The sequence below is a fragment of the Microbacterium esteraromaticum genome (assembly GCF_028747645.1).
Lineage (GTDB): Bacteria > Actinomycetota > Actinomycetes > Actinomycetales > Microbacteriaceae > Microbacterium > Microbacterium esteraromaticum_C.
Genome location: NZ_CP118100.1, coordinates 2,878,365 through 2,901,886 on the forward strand (window position 1 = coordinate 2,878,365; position 23,522 = coordinate 2,901,886).

A 23,522-nucleotide genomic window follows, 5' to 3' on the forward strand; every position below is an offset into this window, starting at 1 on the left:
GGCACCGCACGACAGCAGAAGGCCCCCTCGCTCACGCGAGGGGGCCTTCTCTGTCGTGTCAGATCACTCGTAGAGGACTGCCGCGATCTTCGGGTCGTCGATGTTGTCGGCGTCGTACCAGTACGAGCCGGTGTCGTAGAACTCATCGAGCGTCTCGCCGTTGGCCGCGGCCACGGCCGACTCGACGGTGCGGGCACCGATGCCGATCGGGTCCTGGGTGATGGCACCGGCCATCGTGCCGTCCTTAATCGCGTTGACCTGAGCGGCACCCGAGTCGAAGCCGATGATCGTCAACTCACCCTTGGCCAGCCCGAGCTCCTTGACCGCGTTCACCACACCGATGGCCGAGCCCTCGTTGGTGCCGTAGATGCCCTTGAGGTCGGGGTGTGCGGCGATCATGCTCTTGGCGATGTCGGCCGACTTCAGGTGGTCACCATCGCCGTACTGGATGTCGACGATCGTGATGTCGGGGTAGTCGGCCTCGATCTTCTCGACGAAGCCGTCACGACGCTCGACACCGGTCGAGTTGATCTGCGAGTGGCCGACGATGGCGACTTCGCCCTCGCCGCCGATCAGCTCGGCCATGTGCTCGGCTGCCAGTGCACCGGCGGCCTTGCCGTCAGTGGCGGCCAGGCTGAGCCCGACGTCACCGTTGCAGGGGGCGTCGAAGTAGACAACCGGGATGTCCTTCGACTTCGCCTGCTCGAGCGGGGCGACGCACGCCTCGGGGTCGAGTGCCGCGTAGCCGATGGCGTCGGGGTTGTTGTTGATCGCGGTGGTCAGCATGTCGAGCTGCTGAGCGATCTCGGTCTCGGCAGCGGGGCCCTCGAACGTGACGCGCACGCCGAGCTCCTCGGCCTTCTGCTCGGCTCCCGTCTTGACGGCCTGCCAGAACTGGTGCTGGAAGCCCTTCGAGACGAGGGCGATGTACATCTCGCCGTCGTTGCCGGACTCGCCCGCGGGGCTCTCGCTGACCACATCGCCACCACCGCAGCCGGCGAGGGCGATAGCGGAGGCTGCGACGATCGCCGCGAACGCGGTCTTCTTACCAAATCGCATGGAAACTCCATTGTTCTCTGTGTGCCGACCGAGGTCGGCGGTGTGGACATCTGGTGCTGTGCCGTGCGGATCGCTCCGCGGGTTCGGCCGGAGCCGATCGGGTGGTGACAGGCACGGGTATCGCCGCCACCCGAATCATCAGGTGCGCTGTCGGTTGCGCAGCGAGTCGAAGAACACCGCCAGCAGCACGACCACGCCGACCACGACGTTCTGCCATTCGGTCTGGATCGACATGATCCGCAGGCCGTTGACGAGCACGCTCATGATCAGCGCACCGATCACGGTGCCGACGATCGATCCGCGCCCTCCCAGCAGCGAGGTGCCGCCGATGATCACGGCCGCGATGGCCTGCAGTTCGTAGCCCATGCCGATCTGGGGCTGGGCGGAGTCCAGTCGCGAGGCGATGACGACACCAGCCACGCCGACGAACGCACCCGCGAACATGTAGACGAAGATCGTCCAGCGGCGGGTGTTCACACCCGAGAGCCGCGTGGCCTCTTCATTCGAGCCGATCGCGAAGGTGTAGCGGCCGAGCAGCGTCTTCGACAGCACGAGCGCCGCGACGACCGCGAGCACCAGCGTGATCAGCACGGCGTTCGGGATGCCGGGGATCAGCGTTCCCAGCGCGATGCGCTTGAACTCGGGCGCCGACGTCGAGAAGTAGATGGGTCGCACGTTCGAGATCACCAGCGCCAGGCCACCGGCGATCATCATCATCGCCAGCGTGGCGATGAACGGGGGCAGTCGCAGGATGGTGATGTTCACACCGTTGACGAGCCCCATCAGCACGCCGGTGGCGATTCCGCCGAGCACGCCGACCCAGATCGGCATGCCCCAGTTCGTGATGAACACACCCGTCATCACGGCCGAGAGCGCCATGCCGGTTCCCAGCGACAGGTCGATGCCGCCGGTGATGATGACGAAGGTGGTGCCGAGTGCGAGGATCGCGATCACCGCGGTCGACAGCAGCACCGTGGTGAGGTTGCTGACGGTGAAGAAGGCGGGGCTGGCGATGGAGAAGAAGATCACCAGCACGATCAGCGTGCCGAACGCCAGCGACTGCTGCAGCTGTCGCTTCAGCGCTCCGGCGATGTCGCGCTTGTCGGTGTTCTCTGTCACGGCCTGCTGAACGACGGTCGTCGTCGATCCGGGCTGCTGGGGCGTGCTCATTGTTCTTCCTCCCCGTGGGCGGCGAGCTGCATGATCTTCTCCTGGCTTGCTTCCTCATTGCGGAGCGTTCCGGTGATCCTGCCGTTGGCGAACACGGCGATGCGGTTCGCGACGCGCAGGATCTCGGGCAGCTCCGACGAGATGACGATGATGGACTTGCCCGATGCCGCGAGCTGCTGCATCAGACGGTAGATCTCCTCTTTGGCACCGACGTCGATCCCTCGGGTGGGCTCGTCGAAGATGAGGATGTCGCAGTCGCGCATCAGCCAGCGGGCGATGACGACCTTCTGTTGGTTGCCGCCCGAGAGCAGCTTGACGATCTGGTTGACCGAGGGCGTCTTCACGCGCAGCTGCTGCACGTACTCCTTGGTCTGGTTCTTCGCCTTGCGGTCGCCCATCCAGCCGATCGCATTGGCGTAGGAGTCGAGCGAGGCGAGCACCGTGTTGAACGTGACGTCCTGGTCGAGCATCAGCCCGAGCAGCTTGCGGTCCTCCGAGAGGTAGCCGATGCCGCGCTTGACGGCGTCCTCGGGCTGGCGGATGCGGGCGACCTTGCCGGCGACACTGACGGTGCCTGCGTCCTTTCGGTCGGCACCGATCACGGCACGGGCCGTCTCGGTGCGACCAGCACCCATGAGTCCCGCGAAGCCGAGGATCTCGCCCCGGTGCAGTTGGAACGACACGTCCTTCAGCAGGGCTTTGGTCGACAGCCCCTGCACGTCGAGCACCACCGGGTCGTCGAGGTGTTCACGCGCCTCGGGGCGGGTGCCCTCGTCGATCGCGCGGCCGACCATCATCTCGATGATGCGCGGGATGCTGATCTCGGATTTCTCGAGCGAGCCGATGTACGCGCCGTCGCGCAGCACGCTGACCCGATCGGCGAGACGACGCAGCTCGTCCATGCGGTGCGAGATGTAGACGATGCCCGTGCCGCGCTGCTTGAGCTGCTCGATCAGCACGAACAGGGTCTCGACCTCGGTATCGGTCAGCGCCGACGTGGGCTCGTCCATGATCAGCACCTTGGCGTTGAACGACAGCGCCTTGGCGATCTCGACCATCTGCTGCTCGGCGACGGTCAGCTCGCCCACCTTCTGTCGTGCGTCCAGGCGGATGCCCAGACGTGCCAGCAGCTCGTCGGTCTGCTTGTTCAGCGCACGCTCCGAAAGGAACGGACCGGTCTTGGGCTCGCGGCCGATGTAGATGTTCTGGGCGACCGTGAGGTCGGGCATCATGTTCAGTTCCTGGTGGATGATCGTGATCCCCAGTTGCTGGGCCTGCAGCGGGCTGGTCAGCTCGACCGGCTGCCCTTCGAAGTGGATGGTGCCCTCATCGCGGGTGTAGATGCCCGAGAGGATCTTCATCAGGGTCGACTTGCCGGCGCCGTTCTCTCCGACGAGAACGAGCACCTCGCCCGACCGCACCTCGAGGTTCACATCCTGAAGCGCCTGCACACCGGGGAACCCTTTGCTGATCCCGGCCATGCGGAGGATGGGTTCGGTCATGTTGCCCTACTCCCTCGGAGGTTGCGGACCCCTCTTGGAATCCATTTCAAACATCGGGTCAATTGTGCGCTTCTCGCGGTTCCGATGCAAGTTGTATCTAAATGTATCTAAGAATTCGCGGTTGCGCCAGACCTGTAATAACAAGTTGATTACAGGGCATCAGTGCAACGCGATCGACTCCACGGCGACGAGCTTGTCGCGGATGAACCGGTTGGCGTGCGCCCCCAGCTCGTCACTATCGGTCCAGAGATTCCGCCAGATTCCGAGCATCCGGCTGAGGTCCTCGGCGACCACCGCCGACGAGAACGACTCGAACACGATCGGGCCGTCGTAGCCGATACGGCCGAGTGCTTTGAAGAACGCATCGAAGTCGACCGTGCCGGTACCCAGGTACCCGCGGTGACTCTCACCGATGTGCACGTAGCGCAACAGCTCGGCGGCATCCAGCACAGGAGCGGTCATATCCGACTCCTCGATGTTCATGTGGTACGTGTCGAGGTGAATGCCGAGCCCCGGCCGATCGACCTGTCCCACGTACTCGACCGCCTGCCTCGCGGTGTTGAGCACATTGGTCTCGTAGCGGTTGACCACCTCGAGCGACACCTGCACGCCCCGCGACGCCGCATGATCGACGACGCGTGCGATCGACCGCTGACTGCGTGCGACACCGGCCTCCGAAACAGGAAGCATGTACTTCTTCATCGCCGAGTAGATCACTCCGCAGAAATGTGTCCCGCCCAGATCGGCCAGCACATCGACCGCCCGCATCAGCAGCGCTTCGCCCGCCGCGACCACCGCGGGGTCGTCGCTGGTGACATCGGTCGCATCCGACAACCCCAGTGAGGCGCTCACAGCCAGGCCGTGCTCGTCGAGCGCGCGCCGCGCGGCACCGACGTCGAAGGCGAACGGGTCCATCAGGGGGAACTCGATCAGGTCGAAACCCGCCTCGGCGGTCTTGCGCACCGCCCGTTCGATCCCGGCGGCGTCGAACGTGCCCGTCCACACCAGTCCATGGCATCCGATGTTCATCACAGCTCCTTTGCTGGGTTCTCTTCACTTCTGTCTGCGTCTACGGCCGCAGCGACCGGGAACCGTCAGGCCGACGGATGCCCGACGACACCCTTGCGCAGCAGGGCGTTGCCGTACTTGCGGGTCTCGCCGGTGCGCACCATCAGATAGGCCCCCTTGGCCACGTCGTAGTACGCGAAACGCTCCACGAAGCGCGTGGTCTGCACCGTCGTGCCCGCGGCCGTCATCAGTTCGCGCTGCACATCGAGCACCGTCGCGTCGGCCGACTCCATCAGGTCCATACCCGGGGCGTCATCCAGCGGCAGCACCGAACGGATCGCGGCGACCACCTCGGGCGTCGTCGTGCCCGGCAGGTCGATCACGCGCGCGCCGAGCGCCCACGCGGGGAAGTGGGCGTCGGCGACGACGACCGCATCGGAGTGCCCCATACGATCGAGGTGCAGCAGCAGTTCACCCGTCAGCAGCGGGTTGATTCCTTCGAGCATCGTCGTGTCCTTCTGTCAAGCTCCGGTCAGGCGGGAATGAGCCCCTCGGCGGCGAGGTTCTGCCACAGCTCCGCCGGAATCGGCAGCGCCGCGTACTCGGCGTTCTGCGCAAGCTGGGCGGGCCGGCTGCCACCGACGACAACCGAACGCACGGCGTCGGCCTGCAGAGGGAATTGGATCGCCGCGGCGGGGAGCGGCACGCCGTGGTCCTTGCAGATATCGGCGATGCGCACCAGGCGGTCCCACAGCTGCTCGGGCAGCTGGCCGTACTCGTAGCGCCCGTCACGGGTCGGCTCGCTCTTCGCGAGCAGCCCCGAATTGAACACCGACGCAGCGACGATGCCCGTGCCGCGCTCATCACACGCCGGCAGCACCTCGGCCGCAGCCGGCTGCTCCAGCAGGGTGTAGCGGCCGGCGACCATGATGATGTCGAGGTCGGCTTCGCGCACGGCCCGAGTCAGGGCATCCGACACCATCGATCCGATGCCGATCGCGGTCACCGCGCCCTCGCCACGCACCTTCTCAAGCGCCGGGAACGCCTCGGCCAGCGCGAGATCGAGATCATGCCGCTCGGGGTCATGCAGGTAGAGCAGATCGATGCGGTCGAGCCCCAGGCGCTCCTGCGACTCGGCAATGCTGGCGCGGATGCCCGCCTCGGTGAAGTCCCACTCGCGACGCAGGTCGTCAGGCACATGGAAGTCGTTGTCGGTGTCGAGTCCGCCGGACTGGTGCTCGGGGTTCGGGCGCAGCAGACGCCCGGCCTTGGTCGAGACGACGAACTCGTCGCGCGGCTTCGTCTGCAAGAAGGCGCCCAGGCGCTTCTCGGAGAGCCCCAGCCCGTAATGCGGCGCAGTGTCGAAGTAGCGGATGCCCGCATCCCAGGCCGCCTCGAGCACCGCCCAGGCCTCATCGTCGGTGAGCGACCGGAACAGGTTGCCGACGTTGGCGGCACCGTACCCGAGCGTCGGCAGGGCGAGGTCAGTGGATTCCGCGTCAGTCAACAACGTGCTGCCCCGTCCAGGTGTACTTTGCAATGCTCTCGGCCTTCATCTCCATGCTCGCGCCAGGCTCAGTCGGCGCCATGTACGACCCGCCCTGGATGTCGGTGGGGACCACGAAGTGCTCGTGAAGGTGATCGACGTACTCGATCAGGCGCCCCTCACGCGTGCCACTGACGGCCACGAAGTCGAACATCGACAGATGCTGCACGGCCTCACACAGGCCCACGCCACCCGCGTGCGGGCACACCGGCTTGTCGAACTTGGCGGCGAGCAGCAGGTTGGCGATGTTCTCGTTCACTCCGGCGACGCGCACCGAGTCGATCTGCATGACCTCGATGGCCTCGGCCTGCAGCAACTGCTTGAAGATCATCCGGTTCTGAGCGTGCTCGCCGGTGGCGACGCGGATCGGGGCGACCCCACGGGCGATCTCGGCGTGGCCGAGGATGTCATCGGGGCTGGTGGGCTCTTCGATCCAGGCGGGGTCGAACTCGGCGAGCGCGTTCACCCACGCGATCGCCTCCGAGACCTCCCAGCGCTGGTTGGCATCGATCGCGATCGGGAAGTCCGGTCCGCACACCTCGCGCGCCTTGCGGAAACGGCGGATGTCGTCTTCGAGGTCGGCGCCGACCTTGAGCTTGATCTGGGTGAAGCCGTCAGCCATCGCCTCGCGGGCCAGGCGTTCGAGCTTCTCGTCCGAGTAGCCCAGCCATCCGGGGCTGGTGGTGTAGCCGGGGTATCCGGTGGCCAGCAGCTCGGCCTCGCGCTCTGCGCGACCGGGCACCGCGGCGCGCAGGATCTCGAGCGCCTCGTCACGGGTCAGCGCGTTGGTCAGGTACCGGAAGTCGACCAGGTCGACGATCTGCTCGGGTGTCATGCGCGAGAGCAGCTGCCACAGCGGCAGACCAGCGCGCTTGGCCTTGATGTCCCACAGTGCGTTGATCACCGCACCGATCGCCATGTGCATGACGCCCTTCTCGGGGCCGAGCCAGCGCAACTGCGAGTCGCCGATGATCTCGCGGAACGTACCGCCCATGTCGTCGAGCAGCGGTTCGATCTCGCGCCCGACGAGGTGGCCCGCGAGGGCGTCGATCGCGGCGACCTGCACGTCGTTGCCACGGCCGATCGTGAAGACGAAGGAGTGCCCCTCGATGCCGTCGGCCGCATCGGTGCGCACCACCACGTAGGCCGCCGAGTAGTCGGGGTCGGGGTTCATCGCATCCGAGCCGTCCAGGCTCAACGACGTGGGGAAGCGGATGTCGCTGGTGTCCAGCGCGACGATACGGCTCACAATGCTCCTTCAACGCGTCGGAGTGCCCGACGCAGATCACTTGGAAGTGTAAACATCCGATGTCTATACTGTCAACGGCGGCAGCCCCTATGGCGCCCGCCCCCGAAGACGAGAAGGAGAACCATGAAGTTCGCGCGACTTGGCGAGGCCGGAAGAGAGATCCCCGTCGTCATCGACGCAGACCGCACCTTCGATCTGCGCCCCGTGACATCCGATGTAGACGGCGCGTTCCTGGCCGACGAACCCGTCGCCCGCACCCGCGCCGCGCTCGACGCCGGTGAGCTGACCGAGCTGACCGACGCCGACCAGCTGCGCATCGGCGCACCGATCGCCCGCCCCAGCACGGTCATCTGCATCGGCCAGAACTACGCCGCCCACGCCCGTGAGTCGGGCTCCGAGCCGCCCACGGTGCCGATCATGTTCCTGAAGACGCCCAACACCGTCGTCGGCCCGAACGACACCGTGACGATCCCCCGCGGCAGCGAGAAGACCGACTGGGAGGTCGAGCTCGGCATCGTCATCGGCGCGCGGGCGGCCTACCTCGACTCGGTCGACGAGGCCGCGGCGCACATCGCCGGCTACGTCGTCGCCAACGACGTCTCCGAGCGGGCCTTCCAGATGGAGGTCTCGGGCGGGCAGTGGTCCAAGGGCAAGATCGCCTTCGGCTTCAACCCCACCGGCCCGTGGTTGGTGACCCCCGACGAGGTCGACGTCGACAACCTCACTCTGAAGAGCTTCGTCAACGGCGAGGCCCGACAGGACTCGAACACCAACGACATGATCTTCGACGTGCGCACCATCGTGCACCACCTGTCGCAGTACGTCACCCTCGAGCCCGGCGACCTCATCCTCACCGGCACCCCGCAGGGCGTCGCCTTCGGCGGCAAGTTCCCGTACCTGAAGGCCGGCGACGTCGTCGACATCGAGATCGAGGGCCTGGGCGCGCAGCGCCAGCAGTTCGTCGCCTGGGAGCGTGCAAAGTGCGGTGCGCTGAGCGAGCGGAGCGAGACGAAGTGAGCGGCATCGACCCGGTCGTTGAGCGAGCCGAAGGCGAGACGAGACGCGCCGGCGGCCAGCTCGACGGACTCGTCGCGATCGTCACCGGCGGCGCCTCGGGTATCGGCGCCGCCGTCGCCGGAGCGCTGCACGCCGAAGGCGCGCAGATCGCGGTACTCGACCGCGACATCGCCCACGCCGATGCCGCCTTCGCCGCGTTCACCGCAGATGTCTCCGACCGCGCGTCGGTGGATGCCGCCGTCGCGGCGGTCGCAGAGAAGTTCGGCCGCATCGACATCGTGATCAACAACGCCGGCGTCGGCGCCCAGGGCGATATCGCCGCGAACGACGACGACGAATGGGCCCGCGTGCTCTCGATCAACGTCACCGGCATCGCGCGAGTGACCGCGGCGGCGCTCCCCTGGCTGCGACGCTCGCCCGCCGCAGCCGTCTGCAACACGGCATCCATCGCCTCCACCACTGGGCTCCCCCAGCGCGCTCTGTACTCGGCGTCCAAGGGCGCCGTCTCGGCGCTGACCCGGGCGATGGCCGCAGATCACCTGCGCGAGGGCATCCGCGTCAACGCCGTCAACCCCGGCACCGCCGACACCCCCTGGGTGGGGCGCCTGCTGGACTCGGCCGACGACCCCGCCGCCGAGCGCGCAGCGCTGAACGCCCGCCAGCCGCACGGCCGCCTGGTCTCGCCCGACGAGGTCGCCGGCGCCGTGCTCTACCTGGTCAGCCCACTGTCGGGCTCGACCACCGGCACCTGCATCGAGGTCGACGGCGGCATGGCGCAGCTGCGCCTGCGCAGCGAGTAGTCGCGCCTTCGGCCGGCTTGTCGCCCGCGCTCCGGTCGCAGTCTCTCCCGCATCCGCCGGCGCATCCTCATTCCGGTCGCAGTTTCTCCCGCATCCGCCGTCGCGAAGCGGGAGGAACTGCGACGGGAACCACCCGGCGGATGCCCGTAATGGCGCGCCGCGCGTCGGCGCCTGTGGATAACCGGCCCGGCACCGGCCCCGAGATGCCATCGTGGGCGGATGCCACCGCGCCCGCGCCCTCTCCCGCCTCACCTTCCCACGCACTTCGCCGTGCGGGACGCCGCGGTCGCAGGAGTGAACCGCGGGCGCCTGCACCGCGCTGACCTGGATCGCCCGTTTCAGGGCGTGCGCTCCCGCCGCGCGGGGTCCTCCGCCACGCCAGAGCCCGCAGATGCGTTCGCGCGCCAGCGGCACGAGCACAGACTCCGTACGTTGGCCTACGCGCCGCGACTTCGGCCAAACCAACTGATCAGCCACGAGAGCGCGATCGCCCTCATCGGCGGACCGATGCCGCTCGCACTCGACGAGAACGGCCCCCTCGACGGTGCGACCCTACCCGTGCACGTCAGCACCCGAGGCGCGGGACCGCTCGTGCGCGCGGCAGGCGTGCGTGGCCACCGAATCCCTGAAGAAGTGCCGTGGCTGGAAGGGGACGGCATCAACGCCGTGCATCCAGCATTTCTGTGGACGCAGATGGGCTCGTGGAGCGTGCCCGACCTCGTCGCACTCGGTGACTACCTGTGCCGCCTGCACCGGCCGGGTCCCGGCCGCCCGACAGTGGGGCGCCAACCGTGGACCACGATCACCGACCTGCGCACCATGCTGGCGTCCGGACGCCGCATCGGCATGGCGCGGCTCCGCACAGCAGTGGATCTCATCCGCGAAGACTCCTGGTCCCCGCGGGAATCGCTGGTGCGATATCGCATCGTGATGGCCGGACTGCCCGAGCCCGCGCTCAACCACGACGTGTTCACCGCGGACGGCCGATTCCTGGCCTGCGTCGATATGGCGTATCCGCAACGAAAGGTTGCCATCGAGTACCAGGGCCGCCTGCACCATGCGAGCTACGCGGCCGACGTCGAGCGGATCGCCGCACTACGCGCCGCAGGCTGGACGGTGATCGAGGTCACCGATGCCCTCTACCGCCGCCCCGATGAGCTCATCGCACGCATCCGCCGGGCACTGGCCGGCTGACCTGCGCTGCCCGCGCCCGCCATTCCAGTCGCATTTTCTCCCGCATGCGACCTCGCGAAGCGGGAGAAAGTGCGACCGGAGCAGCCGAACCGGGCGCCCGACACCACCGACTTCAGCGGATGCCGTAAAACCGGCGACCGTTCGTCCAGAGGATCTTGTCAACATCAAGGCCGCGGCGCTCTGCCCAGTCGGCGATGGTGTGGCACCAGTCGTCACGTCCCCCCGGAACGTAGGCACCGCCGTCGATCACGGTGGCGTCGATCGACGACACCGGCCAGTCACTGCCCCACATCAGCCGGTTCTCCCCGAAAGCGTCCGCCGCGGCATCCAGGAAGGGCTCCAGCTGATCCTCATCCCACACCCCACCTGCTTCGGCCGGCAGACCGGACAGCTTGACGTACACTTGCGGGTGTCGCGCGAGATCGGCCAGGTCGCGCAGCCAGTCCGCACTCGGCCGCAACGGCCCGTCCGGGGTGCCGACAGCGGGCTTGCCGAGGTGGTCGAGCACGATGTTCAGACCCGGAACGGCGTCGGCAAGGGCTGTGACGTCGGGGATCTGATGCGCGCGCACACAGGCGTCGAACGTCCATCCTCGGGATGCCAGGGTTCGGGCGCCCTCAATGAACTTCGGGGTGCGGGCGAGTCCGTCCTTCTCTCCCTGCAGCAGGTGCCGCACCCCCACGACACTCTCGTATCGGGCGAGTGCGTCGAGGTGCCGTGTGGTCTTGCGACCGCGGTCGAGCCGAGCCCCCGCAACGATTGCGACGACGCCGGTCGCCTCGGCGATCGCGTCGACCCAGCGCACTTCGTCGATCGATTGCTTCTCGACGGGGTCGGCTTGCACGAAGACTGCGATCTGCTCGTCGACATCGTCGATCCGGTCGTTGAGAAGCTCATCGACGGCGAAGCGGCTGTCGAGCTCTCCTTCCAACCAGGGGTAGCTGAGGACCTCCGGGTCCCACAGGTGGAGGTGAGAGTCCATGACGCGCATGCACCCATGCTCACACACCTCACCGAGACATCCGATCAATATGCGAAGATGTGCGCATGGCTGTGACAGACGAGGCGATCGAGAAGATCAAGGCGATGATCGTGTCGGGCGAACTCGGCCCCGGCGACCGCCTGCCGCCCGAGAAGGAACTCGCCGAGCGACTCGGCCTCTCCCGCAACTCGATGCGCGAGGCGGTGAAGGCGCTCGAGGTCATCCGCGTACTCGATGTGCGCCGCGGGGACGGCACGTATGTGACGAGTCTCGAACCGCATCTACTCCTGGAGGCCATCACGTTCGTCGTCGACATGCACGACGATGACTCGCTACTGGAGCTGTTCGCCGTGCGCCGCATCCTCGAGTCCCAGGCGACCGCGCTGGCCGCGGGCCATGCCGGCGCCGATGATGCCGGTGCACTGCTCGACGAGGTCAACGCCGTCGATCCTAAGACCGTATCGATTGACGACCTCGTGGCGCATGACACGCACTTCCACTCGCAAGTGGTCGGCCTGGCCGGCAACGGGTATCTCGCCAGCCTGATCGACGGCCTGAGCAGTCAGACCATTCGGGCGCGGGTGTGGCGCGGGCTCACCGAGCAGGGGGCCGTGGAGCGCACGCTCTCGGAGCACCGCGCGATCGCCGAGGCCATCGCGAACCACGATGCGACGCTGGCGGCATCGCTCGCGAGCGCGCATGTCGCCGGTGTGGAGCGTTGGCTGCGTCAGGCCGCTCAGGCCTGACGCGACCGGTTCTGCTCAGGCTCCGAGGCGCACCATCGCGGCGTCGAACTCGGCGGCTGACGAGTCGCTGACCGGGTGCGCGAAGAGCTCATCGAGCACGGCCGGTGCGGCCGTGAAGTAGGGAACGCCGTTCTCGCGCAGCGCGACGATGTCGTCGGCCGAGCGCAGGCTCGCGGCGAGCACGTCCGTGTCGCTGTCGGCGCACACCGCCTGCATGCGGGCGATGAGTCCGTCGCCGTCGAGGCCGGCGTCGCGCATCCGCCCGAGGTAGGGGGCGATGTACCGCACGCCGATGCTGGCGCAGGCAAGCGCCTGCGCCACGGAGTAGACGGCGGTAACGAGCACGGTCGCCCCGTCACGCACGAGGGCGGATGCCGCCGCGAAGCCTTCTTCGGTGGCGGGCACCTTGACGGCGATGCGGTCACCCAGCTCGAGCAGGCCCGCGGCGTTGCGCAGGAAGGAGTCGCGGTCACCGCCCCAGGTCTGGAAGAAGACCTCGCGTGCGCCCTGGCCGGTCCAGCGCGCGTAGAGTTCTGGAATGTCGGCGGCCGTGCGGCCGCCGCGCTCGAGGATGGTCGGGTTCGTCGTCACGCCGTGGACCACGCCGGCGTCGAGCAACCGTCCCACACGTTCGACATCAGCACTGTCCACATACAGCCGCGGCGCGGTCATCCGGTCTCCTCACGCGTCCAACCTGTGATTACAGGTAGGGATGCGGCTAATGTAATGACAGCGTTCGTCGAAGTCAAAGCCGATCGGGAGAACATGACAAGCGACCAGTCCAGCCGCACCGGTGTGGTGATCGTCGGCAGCGTCACCGCCGATGTGACCACCTTCTCCCAGCGGCTCCCCGCCCGCGGCGAGACCATCCTCGGCGATGAGTTCACCCTGGTGCTGGGCGGCAAGGGCGCGAACCAGGCCGTCGCGGCCGGTCTCGCGGGCGCCCGCACCAGCTTCGTCGGCTGCGTGGGCGATGACCTGTTCCACGATCTCGTCGTCGACGGTCTCAGCAGCGCGGGTGTCGATCTGACCCACCTGCGCACGGTGCCCGGCCCCACCGGGATCGCCCACATCCGCGTCGACGCCTCGGCGCAGAACGACATCGTCATGGTGCCGCTGGCCAACGCCCACCTCAACGCCGAGCAGATCGACGCGGCCCTCGCCGCGCTCGCGCCGACGACGTCGGTGCTGCTGACGCAGCTCGAGACCCCGGCATCCCTCACCCTGCACATCGCCTCGCGCGCCCGCGAGCACGGCATGAGCGTCGTGCTCGACCCGGCTCCGGCAGCACCACTGGATGCCGCGGTCTGGGCACACATCGACATCGTCACCCCGAACGAGACCGAGGCGACACTGATGAGCGGCATCGAGGTCGTCGACCGCGACTCGGCCGAGCGTGCGGGCCGCTGGTTCCGTGAGCAGGGCGCCGGCGCCGCGGTGATCACGATGGCCGAGAAGGGGTCGTGCGTCGTGACCGCCGAGGGCACCACGTTCATCGACCCGATCCCCGTCGAAGCCGTCGACACGACCGCCGCGGGCGACGCCTACGCCGGCTACCTGGGAGCGGCACTCGCCGAGGGCTGGACGCTGGCCGAGGCGACCGAGCTGGCCAGCGCGGCGGGCGCGATCGCCGTCACCCGCCAGGGCGCCTCACCGAGCCTGCCCCGTCGTGCAGAAGTGGATGCCCTGCGCGCGTCGCAGAGCTGAGGAGGAGCCCATGCGCAAGACCGACACCACCATCAACCCGGCGCTCTCACGCGTGATCAGCGAAACGGGTCACACCGACCTGATCGTCGTGACCGACGCCGGACTGCCGATCCCGCCCGGTACCGAGCGCATCGATCTGGCATACCGCCCCGGCGCACCGGCGTTCCTCGATGTGCTCGACACCGTGCTCGCCGAGATGGTCGTGGAGGGTGCGACCGTGTCGGCAGAGGTCGCCGAGGTCAGCCCGCACGTGCTCGACGCACTGCGTGAGCGCCTGCCGGGCATCGAGATCGAGCTGGTGCCGCACATCGAGTTCAAGAAGCGGACCGCGGATGCCCGCGCCTTCGTGCGCTCCGGCGAGTTCACACCGTACGCCAACGTGATCCTGCACGCGGGCGTCGCGTACGGAGCACCGTCATGATCGAGAGCAACGACGGGATCGACCGCCGCTCCGCCGCTCCGATGTACGACCAGCTGCGACGGCTGATCGTCGAGCACATCGAGAACGACCGCCTGCAGCCCGGCGACCCGTTGCCGGGCGAGCACCGACTGTGCGACCAGTACGGCGTCTCGCGCACGGTGGTACGGCAGGCACTGGGTCAACTGGAGCACGAGGGCCTGATCGAACGGGTCAAGGGCAAGGGCACCTTTGTGGCCAGGCCGCGCACGGCCGAATCGCTCGTGCACACGCTGGTCGGACTCTACGAGGAGGTCGAGCGCCGCGGCGGGCACGTGCACAGCGACATCCTGCGCCATGAGCGGATCACCGCCGATGCCGAGGTCGCGCGGGCGCTCGAGCTGGACGAGGGCGCCCCGGTGGTCGTGCTCGAACGTCTGCGTCACGTCGACGGCGACGCCTGGTCGCTGTCGACGACGTGGATGCCCGAGGACGTCGGCACGCACTCGTTCGACGTCGACCTGCGGGAGGCCTCGCTCTACCGACTGCTCGCAGAGCAGGGCATCGTCGCCACGCACGGCGTCCGCTCGGCTGAGGCGACGGTGGCCACGCACGAGCAGGCCCAGCTGCTGGGGTTGACCGCGGGCGCGGCCCTACTGCGGCTGCGCAGCGTGAGCCGCGATGAGAGCGGACGGCCGATCGAGTTCTTCGTGGCCTACCACCGCGGCGACCGCTCCCGCTTCGAGTTCCAGCTCGACGCCGACAGCTCGCGGGGCGAGCTCATCCGCATCCCGTGACCGCGACGGCTACCCTCGAATCATGAGTGAGTGGGTCAGTTCCGCCATCCGGGTGCTCGAGGCGGATGCCAACCGCTCGGCCGATACGCATCTGCATCTGTTCCCCCTCCCGGCGGAGTGGGGCATCGACCTGTATCTGAAGGACGAGTCGGTGCATCCGACCGGGTCGCTCAAGCACCGCCTGGCACGATCACTGATCCTGTACGGGCTGGTCAACGGCCTGATCGACGAGAACACGACGCTGGTCGAGTCCTCCAGCGGGTCGACGGCGGTGTCAGAGGCGTACTTCGCCCGAATGCTGGGCTTGAAGTTCATCACGGTCATCCCGCGCTCGACGAGCCAGGAGAAGATCGACCTCATCGAGTTCTACGGCGGGCACTGCCACCTGGTCGATCGGGCCGAGGACATCTCCCCCGAGGCGCGGCGGCTGGCGGCCGGATGCTACGGGCATTACCTCGACCAGTTCACGTTCGCCGAGCGTGCCACCGACTGGCGGGGCAACAACAACATCGCCGAGAGCGTGTTCAGCCAGTTGGCTCAGGAACGGCATCCGGTCCCCCGCTGGATCGTCGTCGGCGCCGGCACCGGCGGCACCAGCGCCACGTTCGGACGCTACGTGCGCTACCGGCGTCACGCCACACAGGTCGCGGTCGTCGACCCCGAGGGGTCGGCGTTCTACGCCGCCTGGAAGGGCGACACCGAGGCGACCGGGCAGCCGAGCCGCATCGAGGGCATCGGGCGTCCGCGCGTCGAGCCCTCGTTCGTCCCGAGCGTCATCGACGAGATGATCGCGGTGCCGGATGCGGCCTCGGTCGCCGCCATCCGCCTGCTGCGTGAGCGCACGCTTCATCTGGCGGGCGGCTCGACCGGCACCAACCTGTACGGCGCTTTCGAACTCATCGGGCGCATGCGCGATGCCGGCGAGACCGGCAGCGTCGTCACACTGATCTGCGACAGCGGCATCCGCTACACGCAGACCTACTACTCCGACGAATGGGTCACGGCGCAGGGTCTCGATCTGGCCCCGCACCGGCAGCGGATGATCGATTTTCTCGCCGGAAGCGCCTGGGGGTAAGCGCGCGTCGAGTCGTTGGGCGCGCGGTTCCGTTCGCAACTCCGGAGATTCTCACCGAATCCGGTCATCTGAGCCGTTTTGCCGCCGGAAGTCAAGCGGTGGATGCATCATGCGGTTAGGAGGAACTCGTTGAACGCTTGGGCGGGTGTTCTCAGCTCAAGGGTGGGGCGGGGTCTGGCGTTGAGTTTGTCGGCGACGTGGCGCAGGTCCTCGGCGGTCCAGGCGGATAGGTCGCTGCCCTTGGCGAACCAGTGCCGCAGGAGCCGGTTGGTGTTCTCGTTCGTGCCGCGCTGCCAGGGTGAGTGTGGGTCGCAGAAGTAGACGGGGGCTTGCAGATCGAGTTGAATGTCGACGTAGTCAGCCAGTTCGGTTCCTCGGTCCCAGGTGATCGATCGGCGCAGGTGGTCGGGGAGCTTGCTCATCTCGCGGATCATCGCCCCGGCGACTTCGGTTGCCGTGTGGCAGTTGGGCAGGTGCAGCAGGATCGTGAACCGGGTGGTCCGCTCCACCAGTGTCCCGATCGCTGACCGGTTCCCTGCGCCGAGGATCAGGTCCCCCTCCCAATGCCCAGGGACCGCACGGTCCTCGACCTCAGCAGGGCGTTGGCTGATCTTCAACGCGTCTTTGAACGGGCTCGGTGAACGCCTGCTCGCCCCTTCCCGGGACTTGCGGGCCGTGCGCCCGGTGGACAGCTGACGGGCCAGATCCTGGCGTAACTGGCCGCGCCCTTGGACATACAGGGCCTGATAGATCGTCTCGTGGCTCACCCGCCAAGTCTTGTCGTCCGGATGGTCGATTTCGAGGACCGTCGCGATCAGCTTCGGACTCCACCCATCGTCCATCCAGTCGGTGATCTGCGCGGCGAGGGATGGGTTCGTGTTGAGTTTGAACTCCTTCGGCCGTCGCCGGCCACGCTGCGCGGACAGCTCCGCGACCGCCGCACAATACTGACCATCCACACCCCGGTGCCGAGCGAGTTCACGAGAGATCACCGACTGATCCCGGCCAACCCGCCAACCGATCTCGCGCTGAGACAGGCCCGCTCGCACGCCGGACTGGATCTCGATTCGCTCTTCCAACGTCAACCCCCGACCTGGCACCGAGTCCGGGCGTAGAGGGTCGGAAACAGGCTTCTGGCGACGAAACACTGGCATACCGACACTGTCCCGCCACCACATCCCGATCGTCTTGTCTGACACGCCAACGACCTGCGCAGCGCGCCCGAAAGAGAGCCCCTGACACACCGCCAACAGCGCCGCATCCCTGACCGCAACCGAATACGTCATCAACGACCTCCACATCAACCGATGCATCGACCATATGAATCCGCCCCGCCAGACCACTGGAGTTCTCCGGAGTTGTGAACCGACAGCGACCAGCACCGGGCTACCCTGGGGCCATGACTACGCTCATCCTCACCGTCGCGGGAACGGATCGCCCCGGACTCGTCTCTGCCGTCGCCGATGTCGTCGATGCCCACGGCGGCAACTGGGAGAACAGCAGCCTCGCCGAGCTTGCCGGAATGTTCGCGGGCGTGATCCAGGTCTCGGTCGCTCCGGACCGCGTCGATGACCTGCGCGCAGCCCTCGACGCGCTGGATGGCCTGCTGACGGTGACGGTGCACGCCGGGGCGGGCAGCGGGGCCGATGCCTCGCCGCAACGGATCTCGCTGACCGTCCTGGGCAACGACCGACCCGGAATCGTGCGCGAGGTTTCAGGCGCGTTGGGGGCGCACGCCCTCAGTATCGAGAGCATGACCACCGAGACGCGCGACGCGGCGATGGCCGGCGGCCGACTGTTCGAATCGTCCGTGACCGCTGTCGTCCCGGCCTCGGCCGACATGGATGCTCTGCGCGCAGCGCTCGAGCGGATCGCCAGCGAGATCCAGGTCGACATCACCGTCGGCTGACCGACACAGTTCAGCGCGGGCGTCAGTCCCGCACCGGCTCCGCTTCTCCGGCGGAGTGCGTCCGCACCCACGCGGCCGTGTCGGCGACGTGCGCAGACGCCGCCGCGGACGCGGCGACCGGGTCGGCCGCGGCGAGGCCGCGCAGAATGGCGCGGTGCCCGATATCGGAGTTGCGCTTCAGCTCGGCGGCATCCGCCGGGTCGGAGAGGCGGTACGCGCGCGACCGGGAGCGCAGAACGTCGAGCAGGCTGGTGAGTGCATCCTGCCCGGCGACCTCGGCGATGGCCATGTGGAACTCGTGATCCAGGCGCGAGTGCGCCTGGAAGTCGTCGTTGGACTCGATCTCGGTGAGCAGCGCATCGAGGCGGGCGATCTCGTCCTGATCGATGCGCGCGGCCGCGAGCGCGGCGACGTGCGGTTCGAGAGCACGGCGAAGCTCGGTGAGTTCGAGCACACCCTCCATGGGCAGCAGCCCGACGGTCAGTGACAGGCTGCTGATCAGGTCGGCGGCGCGCAGCTCGCCGACGTAGCTGCCCGATCCGTGCCTGGTCTCGAGAACGCCCAGCGCCGCCAGCATCCGAATCGCCTCGCGCAGCGAGCCTCTCGACACACCGAGTTGCTCGCACAGCTCGCCTTCGCTGGGCAGGCGGTCGCCGGGGCGCAAGGCGCCATCGGCGATCAGCGATCGCAACCCGTGCAGGGCGGTGTCGAGTGCACTCATCGGTTCTCCCCGTGTCTCCGTCGTGCTTGCAGCGAGTCTGTCGGAAGGACACCTCGGAGACTATTTGTAGAACAACTTAGTCACTAAAAGCGGATTTCACTCGACATATCCCCGGAGACGTGGCATGGTTGTGCAACAAGTTCTCCCCCCACCGTTGCGAGGATGCATGACCACGGGCACCACCCCACCGCCGATCCGGCTGAAGTCCTTCGAGCGCGCACGCGACGCGTGGCCGCTCGATCCGACCATCATCCACCTCAACCACGGGTCGTTCGGAGCCGTGCCCACCAGCGTCGTCGCGCATCAGGACGCCCTGCGCCGCCGCGCCGACCTCAGCCCGGTCGAGTGGTTCCCGCGCATCGCCGAGCGCGTGCGCGAAGCCCGTGAGCGCACCGCCCCGTTCGTCGGAGCGCGGGCCGAAGACACCGCATTCGTGCCGAACGCCTCGGCCGCCGCAACCGTGGTGTTCAACGCACTCGTACTGTCTGCCGGCGACGAGATCCTCGTCACCGACCACGGCTACGGCGCCGTGACCATGGGCGCACAGCGCCTGGCCCGACGCTTCGGAGCAACCGTGCGCGTGGTGCACCTGCCGTTGCTCGCCGATGACGACGAGGTGGTGCAGCGCTTCGCCGACGCGATCAGCGCGCGCACCCGGCTGATCGTCATCGACCAGATCACCTCCGCCACGGCGCGCCGATTCCCCACTGCGCGGATCGCCGCCCTCGCCGCCGAGCATGGCGTACGCACGCTCGTCGACGGCGCGCACGCCCCCGGCCTCATTCCCGACGCCGCCGTCGCCGGAGGCGGCGACTGGTGGTTCGGCAACATGCACAAGTGGCCGTGCGCCCCGCGCGGCTCCGCCCTGCTGGTGACCACGGCCGAAGACCGCCAAGACCTCTGGCCGCTGATCGACTCCTGGGGCGCACCCGACCCCTACCCGGTCCGATTCGACACCCAGGGCACGGTCGACGCCACCACCTACCTGAGCACACCGGCATCCATCGACTTCGTCGAGAGCGAGATCGGCTGGGACGCCGCTCGCGAGGCGATCGCCGCGATGGCCGACCATGGGGCGCGCGTCATCGCCGATGCCCTGCAGCCCTACACCGAGGCCGAGGCGCTCGCGCCGCTGCCGACACCCGTCGCGTCGATGCGCCTGATCCGCCTGCCCGACGCCCTCGGCCGCAATCGCGAGCAGGCCGACGACCTGCGGATGCAACTGATCGACGCCGTCGGCGTCGAGACGGCGTTCACCAGCTTCGAGGGCGTCGGCTACTTCCGACTCTCGGCCCACCTGTACACCGAAGCATCCGACTTCGAGGCCTTCGTGGACCGCTGCGTTCCCGAGATCCTTCAGCGCGCCGGCATCCGCACCCCCGCGCCCGCACACGTCATCTGATTCCCACCCGAGAACACCCAACCCTGAAAGAGAAGAGGCACCTCATGAAGCACAAGCTTCTGACAGCCGCGAGCATCGGCACCGTCGCCGCGCTCGCCCTGACCGGCTGCTCGGCCAGCAGCGACGGCGGCTCGGCCGACGGCGACGTCACCCTGCAGATGGTCGAGAGCCTGACCAACCCCGCACGCACCGACCTGCTGCGCGGACTGCTCGACGAGTTCGAGGCCGAGAACCCCGGTATCACCGTCAAGCTGGTCTCGCCGCCCACCGAGCAGGCCGACCAGAAGATCCAGCAGATGCTGCAGTCCGGCAAGGGCGTCGACGTGCTCGAGGTGCGCGACCTCACCGTCGGCCCCTTCTCGAACAACGGCTGGCTCTACGACATGAAGAGCGACCTGGCCGACTGGGACGGCTGGAACGAGCTCACCGAGAACGCCCAGGCCGCCGCCGACACCGACGGCAAGAGCTACTTCGTGCCCTACGGCTTCTACGGCCTGTCGCTGTTCTACCGCACCGACCTGGTGGCGGATGCCGGATTCGACGGCCCGCCGCAGAGCTGGGAAGACCTGCTCGAGCAGGCAGCGGCCATCCAGGACCCGTCCAGCAACGTCTACGGCTACGCCTTCCGCGGCGGCCCCAACGCGAACAGCAACGTCGTCGCGGCCATCGAGGCGTACGTCATCGACGACCTGAACGTCGAGGATGCCTTCCTGCTCAACGACGGCACCACGATGTTCGCCGCCCCCGAGGCGCAGGACGCCGTCGACACCTACTTCGAGCTGTTCACCCAGGCATCGCCGCCGTCGGCCGTCTCGTGGGGCTACCCCGAGATGGTGGCCGGCTTCACCAACGGCACCACCGCATTCCTGCTGCAGGACCCCGAGGTCATCGCCACCGTGCAGGAATCATCGCTGGCCGAGGATCAGTGGGACACCGCTCCCCTGCTCGTCGGCCCGACCGGCAAGGCCGCGCAGCCGCTTGCCACCGCCGGATGGGGCGTGACCGAGGCCAGCGAGCACAAGGAAGAGGCGGTCAAGCTCGTCGAGTTCCTGTCGTCGTCGGGCCCGGCCACCACCTTCGCGCAGAAGAACAGCCTGGTGCCGATCATCGCCGGCGCCGCAGAGGATGACTTCTACAAGACCGGCCCGTGGACCAGCTACGTCACGATGACCGAGAACCCCGACACCTACGTCAACGTCGTGCAGCCGCGCGGCGTGAGCTGGTGGACCGAATGGATCCAGAAGTCCGACCAGGACGTGCAGAAGGTGCTGCTGGGCGACATGTCCACGCAGGAGCTGCTGGCGTCGTGGGACGAGTACTGGACGGAGAAGTACGCCACGGAGAAGGGTTGACCCCGTTGGCTGCTCGCACTGTGAAGGGAGGCCCCGTCGGCGCAGCCGGCGGGGCCTCCCCCGCCCGCACGCCGGCATCCGACTCCCGGCACCGCGTCTTCCGAGCGAAGCACGCGCTCACCCTGCTCGCCTTCATGGCGCCCGCGATCATCTTCGTCGTCTGGTTCACCTACGTACCGATGCTGCAGGGCGCCCGCATGGCCTTCCACGACTGGAACCTCTGGGACCTCACCTCGACGCCGTTCGTCGGCTTCGACAACTTCGTCACCGTGTTCACCGACCCGGTGTTCCCCACCGTCGCCTGGAACTCGGTGCTGTGGGTGGTCGGGTCGCTCGTCCCCCAGCTGGTGATCGGCTTTCTCATCGCCCTCGCGCTGCGCAAGCGGTTCCGGTTCCGCGGTGTCTACCAGGCACTGGTGTTCTTCCCCTGGGCGGTCTCGGGCTTCCTGATCGGCATGCTGTTCCGCTGGATGTTCAACGCCGAGTTCGGCGTGATCAACGACCTGCTCATGAAGGCCGGTCTGATCGCACAGCCGCTGCCGTGGCTGGCCGACCCGAAGCTGGCGATGTTCGCCGTGATCGCCGCGAACATCTGGTACGGCGTGACCTTCTTCGCGATCATGATCCTCGCGGCACTGCAGTCGGTGCCCGACGAGATGCTTGAGGCTGCGAGCATCGACGGCGCCGGCAAGGTGCGCCAGCTGTTCTCGATCATCATCCCGTACATCTCGATGACGCTGCTGCTGACCGTGCTGCTGCGCATCATCTGGATCTTCAACTTCCCTGACATCATCTGGGCGATGACCGGCGGCGGCCCCGCCAACCAGACCGACATCGTCACCACGTGGATGATCGACTTCACCCAGCAGGGCAACTACGGCATCGCCAGCGCCATCGGTCTGATCGTCGTGGCCTTCCTGCTGGTGTTCTGCGGGTTCTACCTGATGGCGATGAGGAGGATGCAACGATGAGCGCGACCATGGCCATCACGACCGCCGAGGCGACCAAGCGCTCCGGCCGCGCGCCGCAGGCACCGCGCCCGCGCCGCCGGCTCACCGTCGGCGGGGTCGTGCGCTTCACCGGGTTGGCGATCTGGCTGATCATCACCCTGTTCCCGCTGTACTGGATCGCACTGACGTCGTTCAAGTCACCGGGAACGATCAACGCGTTCCCCATCGAGTACTGGCCGAGCGAGCCGTCGCTGCAGAACTACTCGAGCCTGTTCGAGAAGAGCAGCTTCGGGGTGTTCCTGATGAACTCCGCCATCGTGGCGCTGGCAGCCGGAGCCGTGGCGACCCTGATCGCCCTGCTGAGCGCCTATGTGCTCGCACGGTTCGAGTTCCGCGGCAAGGGCCCGGTGCTGGTGGCGTTCCTGCTGACGCAGATGATCCCCGCGTTCATCGCGCTCGGACCGCTGTACTCGATGATGACCGACCTGGGGCTGGTCGACACCCGCCCCGGGCTCGTGCTGGTGTACGTCGCGGTGTGCATCCCGTTCTCGACGGTGATGCTGCGGGGCTTCTTCGAGAACGTCCCGGCCGCGCTCGAAGAAGCCGCGATGATCGACGGATGCTCGCGCCTGACCGCGCTGTTCCGTGTGCTCGTCCCGGTGATGACGCCCGGCATCATCGCCGCGTTCATCTTCAACTTCGTGAACTGCTGGAACGAGCTCTTCCTGTCGGTGGTGCTGATCAACTCCGAGGAGAAGCGGACGGTGCCGTCGGCGCTGAACGGCTTCATCTCGACGTTCAACATCGACTGGGGTTCGATGTCGGCCGCCGCGGTGCTGACGATCCTGCCGACGATGGTGCTGTTCGCTCTCGCCAGTCGCTGGATCGTGGCGGGACTCACCTCGGGTGCCGTCAAGGAGTGACCTGCGGCGATAGCCT

The 23,522-nt window shown here is 67.5% G+C and carries 24 protein-coding genes; 13 read left to right on the plus strand and 11 right to left on the minus strand.

What is annotated here, in order from left to right:
• Nucleotides 1-63 precede the first annotated feature (63 nt).
• The 7 genes from PTQ19_RS13850 to PTQ19_RS13880 form a co-directional block, all read right to left on the minus strand.
• Nucleotides 64-1,059: an ABC transporter substrate-binding protein gene (locus PTQ19_RS13850; protein WP_274367756.1), complete on the minus strand. Its 996-nt coding sequence runs from the start codon at nucleotides 1,057-1,059 to the stop codon at nucleotides 64-66.
• A gap of 138 nt (nucleotides 1,060-1,197) precedes the next feature.
• Nucleotides 1,198-2,229, minus strand: coding sequence for an ABC transporter permease (locus PTQ19_RS13855; RefSeq protein ID WP_206551092.1), 1,032 nt, complete (start codon nucleotides 2,227-2,229; stop codon nucleotides 1,198-1,200).
• A complete protein-coding gene (locus PTQ19_RS13860) occupies nucleotides 2,226-3,731 on the minus strand; it encodes a sugar ABC transporter ATP-binding protein (RefSeq protein WP_206551091.1) in 1,506 nt (501 codons plus the stop codon). The genes PTQ19_RS13855 and PTQ19_RS13860 overlap by 4 nt, the downstream gene beginning before the upstream one ends.
• A 159-nt stretch (nucleotides 3,732-3,890) precedes the next feature.
• Nucleotides 3,891-4,760 (minus strand): sugar phosphate isomerase/epimerase family protein, encoded by an 870-nt coding sequence (locus tag PTQ19_RS13865; protein WP_274367757.1) that lies wholly within the window; start codon nucleotides 4,758-4,760, stop codon nucleotides 3,891-3,893.
• A 65-nt stretch (nucleotides 4,761-4,825) separates the two neighbouring features.
• Complete coding sequence (locus tag PTQ19_RS13870) at nucleotides 4,826-5,245, minus strand: RbsD/FucU family protein (protein WP_179409826.1); 420 nt, start codon at nucleotides 5,243-5,245, stop codon at nucleotides 4,826-4,828.
• A 26-nt stretch (nucleotides 5,246-5,271) separates the two neighbouring features.
• Entirely contained in the window at nucleotides 5,272-6,246 is a 975-nt protein-coding gene (locus tag PTQ19_RS13875) for an aldo/keto reductase (RefSeq protein WP_206822430.1), read from the minus strand.
• On the minus strand, nucleotides 6,239-7,534 hold the full coding sequence (locus PTQ19_RS13880; protein ID WP_274367758.1) for an L-fuconate dehydratase: 1,296 nt from the start codon (nucleotides 7,532-7,534) through the stop codon (nucleotides 6,239-6,241). The genes PTQ19_RS13875 and PTQ19_RS13880 overlap by 8 nt, the downstream gene beginning before the upstream one ends.
• A gap of 123 nt (nucleotides 7,535-7,657) precedes the next feature.
• Between PTQ19_RS13880 and PTQ19_RS13885 the strand changes: the two genes are divergently transcribed.
• From PTQ19_RS13885 to PTQ19_RS13895, 3 genes are all read left to right on the plus strand, one after another.
• A complete protein-coding gene (locus PTQ19_RS13885) occupies nucleotides 7,658-8,551 on the plus strand; it encodes a fumarylacetoacetate hydrolase family protein (RefSeq protein ID WP_274367759.1) in 894 nt (297 codons plus the stop codon).
• 5 nt (nucleotides 8,552-8,556) lie between these two features.
• Nucleotides 8,557-9,351, plus strand: coding sequence for an SDR family NAD(P)-dependent oxidoreductase (locus PTQ19_RS13890; RefSeq protein ID WP_274369082.1), 795 nt, complete (start codon nucleotides 8,557-8,559; stop codon nucleotides 9,349-9,351).
• 432 nt (nucleotides 9,352-9,783) lie between these two features.
• Nucleotides 9,784-10,545 (plus strand): DUF559 domain-containing protein, encoded by a 762-nt coding sequence (locus PTQ19_RS13895; protein ID WP_274367760.1) that lies wholly within the window; start codon nucleotides 9,784-9,786, stop codon nucleotides 10,543-10,545.
• Nucleotides 10,546-10,657: 112 nt separating this feature from the next.
• On the opposite strand, the gene PTQ19_RS13900 is transcribed toward PTQ19_RS13895, so the two are convergent.
• Nucleotides 10,658-11,536: an amidohydrolase family protein gene (locus PTQ19_RS13900; RefSeq protein ID WP_274367761.1), complete on the minus strand. Its 879-nt coding sequence runs from the start codon at nucleotides 11,534-11,536 to the stop codon at nucleotides 10,658-10,660.
• Nucleotides 11,537-11,592: 56 nt separating this feature from the next.
• On the opposite strand from PTQ19_RS13900, the gene PTQ19_RS13905 reads away from it, so the two are divergent.
• Nucleotides 11,593-12,273, plus strand: coding sequence for a FadR/GntR family transcriptional regulator (locus PTQ19_RS13905; RefSeq protein WP_274367762.1), 681 nt, complete (start codon nucleotides 11,593-11,595; stop codon nucleotides 12,271-12,273).
• Between the two features lie 15 nt (nucleotides 12,274-12,288).
• On the opposite strand, the gene PTQ19_RS13910 is transcribed toward PTQ19_RS13905, so the two are convergent.
• Complete coding sequence (locus tag PTQ19_RS13910) at nucleotides 12,289-12,945, minus strand: transaldolase family protein (RefSeq protein ID WP_274367763.1); 657 nt, start codon at nucleotides 12,943-12,945, stop codon at nucleotides 12,289-12,291.
• 93 nt (nucleotides 12,946-13,038) lie between these two features.
• Here PTQ19_RS13910 and PTQ19_RS13915 point away from each other — a divergent pair, with 93 nt between their 5' ends.
• Genes PTQ19_RS13915 through PTQ19_RS13930 form a run of 4 tightly spaced genes read left to right on the plus strand, consistent with a single transcriptional unit; the run spans nucleotide 13,039 to nucleotide 16,249 of the window.
• Nucleotides 13,039-13,980, plus strand: a complete 942-nt coding sequence (locus tag PTQ19_RS13915; RefSeq protein ID WP_274367764.1) for a ribokinase — start codon at nucleotides 13,039-13,041, stop codon at nucleotides 13,978-13,980.
• A 10-nt stretch (nucleotides 13,981-13,990) separates the two neighbouring features.
• Complete coding sequence (gene rbsD, locus PTQ19_RS13920; protein WP_274367765.1) at nucleotides 13,991-14,401, plus strand: D-ribose pyranase; 411 nt, start codon at nucleotides 13,991-13,993, stop codon at nucleotides 14,399-14,401.
• Entirely contained in the window at nucleotides 14,398-15,174 is a 777-nt protein-coding gene (locus tag PTQ19_RS13925; protein ID WP_274367766.1) for a GntR family transcriptional regulator, read from the plus strand. The genes rbsD and PTQ19_RS13925 overlap by 4 nt, the downstream gene beginning before the upstream one ends.
• A gap of 22 nt (nucleotides 15,175-15,196) precedes the next feature.
• Nucleotides 15,197-16,249: a PLP-dependent cysteine synthase family protein gene (locus tag PTQ19_RS13930; protein ID WP_274367767.1), complete on the plus strand. Its 1,053-nt coding sequence runs from the start codon at nucleotides 15,197-15,199 to the stop codon at nucleotides 16,247-16,249.
• Nucleotides 16,250-16,356: 107 nt separating this feature from the next.
• Here the strand turns inward: PTQ19_RS13930 and PTQ19_RS13935 are convergent, their stop codons facing one another.
• On the minus strand, nucleotides 16,357-17,535 hold the full coding sequence (locus PTQ19_RS13935; protein ID WP_425313203.1) for an IS30 family transposase: 1,179 nt from the start codon (nucleotides 17,533-17,535) through the stop codon (nucleotides 16,357-16,359).
• 113 nt (nucleotides 17,536-17,648) lie between these two features.
• Here PTQ19_RS13935 and PTQ19_RS13940 point away from each other — a divergent pair, with 113 nt between their 5' ends.
• A complete protein-coding gene (locus PTQ19_RS13940; protein ID WP_274367768.1) occupies nucleotides 17,649-18,158 on the plus strand; it encodes a glycine cleavage system protein R in 510 nt (169 codons plus the stop codon).
• A 22-nt stretch (nucleotides 18,159-18,180) separates the two neighbouring features.
• On the opposite strand, the gene PTQ19_RS13945 is transcribed toward PTQ19_RS13940, so the two are convergent.
• Nucleotides 18,181-18,879: a FadR/GntR family transcriptional regulator gene (locus tag PTQ19_RS13945; protein ID WP_179409815.1), complete on the minus strand. Its 699-nt coding sequence runs from the start codon at nucleotides 18,877-18,879 to the stop codon at nucleotides 18,181-18,183.
• A gap of 166 nt (nucleotides 18,880-19,045) precedes the next feature.
• On the opposite strand from PTQ19_RS13945, the gene PTQ19_RS13950 reads away from it, so the two are divergent.
• From PTQ19_RS13950 to PTQ19_RS13965, 4 genes are read left to right on the plus strand one after another with little or no spacing between them, the layout of a single operon-like run.
• Nucleotides 19,046-20,281, plus strand: coding sequence for an aminotransferase class V-fold PLP-dependent enzyme (locus PTQ19_RS13950; protein ID WP_274367769.1), 1,236 nt, complete (start codon nucleotides 19,046-19,048; stop codon nucleotides 20,279-20,281).
• Between the two features lie 44 nt (nucleotides 20,282-20,325).
• The gene (locus tag PTQ19_RS13955; RefSeq protein ID WP_274367770.1) at nucleotides 20,326-21,633 is read left to right on the plus strand and encodes an ABC transporter substrate-binding protein; all 1,308 of its coding nucleotides are present in this window, start codon (nucleotides 20,326-20,328) and stop codon (nucleotides 21,631-21,633) included.
• Between the two features lie 5 nt (nucleotides 21,634-21,638).
• Entirely contained in the window at nucleotides 21,639-22,604 is a 966-nt protein-coding gene (locus tag PTQ19_RS13960) for a carbohydrate ABC transporter permease (protein ID WP_274367771.1), read from the plus strand.
• Nucleotides 22,601-23,506 carry a carbohydrate ABC transporter permease gene (locus PTQ19_RS13965; RefSeq protein WP_224818046.1) on the plus strand — a complete coding sequence of 302 codons (906 nt, stop codon included), beginning with the start codon at nucleotides 22,601-22,603 and terminating at the stop codon, nucleotides 23,504-23,506. Before PTQ19_RS13960 ends, PTQ19_RS13965 begins: the two co-directional genes overlap by 4 nt.
• The last annotated feature ends 16 nt before the right edge of the window (nucleotides 23,507-23,522 follow it).

Coding starts and splice junctions, on each gene's coding strand:
- PTQ19_RS13850 (WP_274367756.1), bottom strand. CDS start 1,059: ATGCGATTTGGTAAGAAGACCGCGTTCGCGGCGATCGTCGCAGCCTCC.
- PTQ19_RS13855 (WP_206551092.1), bottom strand. CDS start 2,229: ATGAGCACGCCCCAGCAGCCCGGATCGACGACGACCGTCGTTCAGCAG.
- PTQ19_RS13860 (WP_206551091.1), bottom strand. CDS start 3,731: ATGACCGAACCCATCCTCCGCATGGCCGGGATCAGCAAAGGGTTCCCC.
- PTQ19_RS13865 (WP_274367757.1), bottom strand. CDS start 4,760: ATGAACATCGGATGCCATGGACTGGTGTGGACGGGCACGTTCGACGCC.
- PTQ19_RS13870 (WP_179409826.1), bottom strand. CDS start 5,245: ATGCTCGAAGGAATCAACCCGCTGCTGACGGGTGAACTGCTGCTGCAC.
- PTQ19_RS13885 (WP_274367759.1), top strand. CDS start 7,658: ATGAAGTTCGCGCGACTTGGCGAGGCCGGAAGAGAGATCCCCGTCGTC.
- PTQ19_RS13900 (WP_274367761.1), bottom strand. CDS start 11,536: ATGCGCGTCATGGACTCTCACCTCCACCTGTGGGACCCGGAGGTCCTC.
- PTQ19_RS13905 (WP_274367762.1), top strand. CDS start 11,593: ATGGCTGTGACAGACGAGGCGATCGAGAAGATCAAGGCGATGATCGTG.
- PTQ19_RS13910 (WP_274367763.1), bottom strand. CDS start 12,945: ATGACCGCGCCGCGGCTGTATGTGGACAGTGCTGATGTCGAACGTGTG.
- PTQ19_RS13915 (WP_274367764.1), top strand. CDS start 13,039: ATGACAAGCGACCAGTCCAGCCGCACCGGTGTGGTGATCGTCGGCAGC.
- rbsD (WP_274367765.1), top strand. CDS start 13,991: ATGCGCAAGACCGACACCACCATCAACCCGGCGCTCTCACGCGTGATC.
- PTQ19_RS13925 (WP_274367766.1), top strand. CDS start 14,398: ATGATCGAGAGCAACGACGGGATCGACCGCCGCTCCGCCGCTCCGATG.
- PTQ19_RS13930 (WP_274367767.1), top strand. CDS start 15,197: ATGAGTGAGTGGGTCAGTTCCGCCATCCGGGTGCTCGAGGCGGATGCC.
- PTQ19_RS13935 (WP_425313203.1), bottom strand. CDS start 17,535: ATGACGTATTCGGTTGCGGTCAGGGATGCGGCGCTGTTGGCGGTGTGT.
- PTQ19_RS13940 (WP_274367768.1), top strand. CDS start 17,649: ATGACTACGCTCATCCTCACCGTCGCGGGAACGGATCGCCCCGGACTC.
- PTQ19_RS13945 (WP_179409815.1), bottom strand. CDS start 18,879: ATGAGTGCACTCGACACCGCCCTGCACGGGTTGCGATCGCTGATCGCC.
- PTQ19_RS13950 (WP_274367769.1), top strand. CDS start 19,046: ATGACCACGGGCACCACCCCACCGCCGATCCGGCTGAAGTCCTTCGAG.
- PTQ19_RS13955 (WP_274367770.1), top strand. CDS start 20,326: ATGAAGCACAAGCTTCTGACAGCCGCGAGCATCGGCACCGTCGCCGCG.
- PTQ19_RS13965 (WP_224818046.1), top strand. CDS start 22,601: ATGAGCGCGACCATGGCCATCACGACCGCCGAGGCGACCAAGCGCTCC.